Below are 2,366 nucleotides of genomic sequence, written 5' to 3'. Positions count from 1 at the left end.
CTCCATCAGGCTGGGTCTAAGACTTGCCAAATGTATTGGAATTCTATACATTTGACTCACTTTTAAGAACATGTGCCGTGCCCGGCACACACAATTGGCTGCACCTGATTCGGGCCCAAAAGCGGCCCTCCCCAGTGAGCCAAAGCGTTGGGCGTTTGGAATCACGGGAAAATATAGACAAGTTGCTCTGGTGGCGAAGTACGTCCTCTTTATCTCAATCAGGAATCATCAACATTATCCTATAGGACACTAAATGTCGAACATAGCCATAATCAGTGAATTCAATGTTTCGAACATAAAATGTAGTGTGCGTGAAATTAGTCAAGATATTTACTCAATAGAATTTAAGGCGACAGTTGGTACCACCTCGTCAGAACGAACTAAAGGGGTTGAGACACGTGAGACGGTAATACACAAGGCGGAAACAAGAGCATCATCAATCGAAGGTGCATGTCAAGTTGCGGCCGCACTCGCAGAGCGTTTGGCCAGGGCCTCCTCTCTTGATCGTATGCAATCGAGGAGCGAGGAAACTTCTTTCAGAGTTACAGGAAAGATTAAGTGGTGGAATGACAAAAAGGGATATGGTTTTATCGTTCCAGACAGTGGCGCTGATGATGTTTTTCTTCACTTTAGCTCCATAATGATGGACGGTTTTAAAACAGTAGCAGAGGGCGACCCTGTATCTTTTGAAATTGGCCTGGCTAAGCTCGGCACATCTGGCGAGCAGGTTATACGGCTTGAACATCCAGAGGATGACTCTTTACTCAGCAATACCGAGTTACGTGCTGAGAGCATCGCTCTTGCCTTAGTCGATGGCTCTATCCGCCTATTATCTGTTGCCCCCGATGGTCGATGGCGTTTAGTTGATGAATATGAACAGCAGCATAATTTTCTTTATGTGTGGTCGTCCTACTCTGCTGCATTTTATACCGCAGTTCAAGACTTAGAAGGACTTATCAACGACCCATATGTTCGTGAACAAGACCTTCATGACTTCTTTGAGCAAAATCCGGATTTTATTCTTACGGATGACTATCAAAGAGCCCATTCAAAAATCGTTCTTGAGAGCGAAACGGACGATAAATTAATTCCAGATTTTGTGCTATAACCTGTTGGTGACAATGCTCTATGTGACTTGCTCGAACTAAAGCTTCCTCAAGTCGGAGTTGACGTCACAAAACCTCGACGGGCGAGGTTTTCTGCTGCCGTATTCGAGGCGTGTGCGCAGTTGAGGAAATACCGAGATTACTTTGAGGAGAAGCAAAATCGTGAGTATTTCAAGAACAAATATAGGCTTTTTGCTTTTCGACCTCGGATGTTTGTTATAATCGGCAGGCGAGGTCGAGTAGACCCGATTGAAATGCGACGCATCGAGGGGGATCTCCCAGCATATCAAATACGTACGTATGACGATATTTTAGAACGCGCAAAGCACAAATTAAAACGATTTAAAACTCGCTCGAGAAGAAATTCACAGATACATAAGGACGTGAGGGATGATAATTGTAATTATTAAACTGGCCTATGCACTTAATGCGCGTTAAAAGTTCATAACTATTTGATTTTAAAATTCTTTTTATACTTTTATTTGAATATTTGACATCATGCCCAAAATTATTAAAATTCAAATACTTAGTACAATTTTACGAGAGCTAACTGCATACCCCAGTTATTAAATTGCCAGAAACCGCGGGCTTTTTCATGCAAACTAAAATTGGGTTGCCCAACCTGGCGTTTAACTCAGACGGTTAGTATCGATAGGGTTTAAAAAATTGGTGCTGTTGAAATTTTCAGCAACTATCCAGAAGGCAGCTTTTGTTTAGCCGCCGCTGGTTAACTTGTCGTTAAAAATCGCAAATGAATTAAAACCTTTGAGGAATAGCAAAGCGAGCATTTTCTATATCATCGGTGACCGGTAAAATTTTGAACGTAGGCACCAATTCCAGAAGAAAGAACCAGGAATTTAAAATCTATGCCAGTGAACCCTACAGGTGGTATGGCTCGCTTTTTTCAAAAACATGCCCCCGCACATCTTGTGCCTGGAATTTTTCCATCCGGCCAGAAAATTCATTGTCAAAATATGGATTGAAAAGAGGTCGATTTTGGCAGGCTAAAAATAACATAGATAGAGCAGACTACCTCAAAAACAGGGTCCATTTTTGGGTTCAACGACTACCGCAGACTGTCCCTGTCACTCCGGGGGGGATTATATCTTTACAGAAATTTTTTGTGTTGCTACTCATTATATTTGAGGCCATGCTCTTTTGAAAGATTCAGTGCTGACGCATAAATAATAAAAGGTCGGCCGAAGTTGTTCCGCCCACTCCTTTTTGGGAAAATTCCGCCTTTCCTTCTTTCAGAAGGCA

1 protein-coding gene is annotated in these 2,366 nt (G+C 42.4%); it reads left to right on the top strand.

Annotation, left to right across the window (positions count from 1 at the left end; all coding sequences use genetic code 11):
* Nucleotides 1-253 precede the first annotated feature (253 nt).
* The gene (locus B147_RS33475) at nucleotides 254-1,108 is read left to right on the top strand and encodes a cold-shock protein (protein WP_020586676.1); all 855 of its coding nucleotides are present in this window, start codon (nucleotides 254-256) and stop codon (nucleotides 1,106-1,108) included.
* Nucleotides 1,109-2,366: the final 1,258 nt, after the last annotated feature.

Source organism: Desulfobacter curvatus DSM 3379, assembly GCF_000373985.1.
Classification (GTDB): domain Bacteria; phylum Desulfobacterota; class Desulfobacteria; order Desulfobacterales; family Desulfobacteraceae; genus Desulfobacter; species Desulfobacter curvatus.
Note: the sequence above shows the minus strand (reverse complement) of the source record. Positions and strands in the feature narration are given on the sequence as shown.

Coding starts and splice junctions, on each gene's coding strand:
- B147_RS33475 (WP_020586676.1), top strand. CDS start 254: ATGTCGAACATAGCCATAATCAGTGAATTCAATGTTTCGAACATAAAA.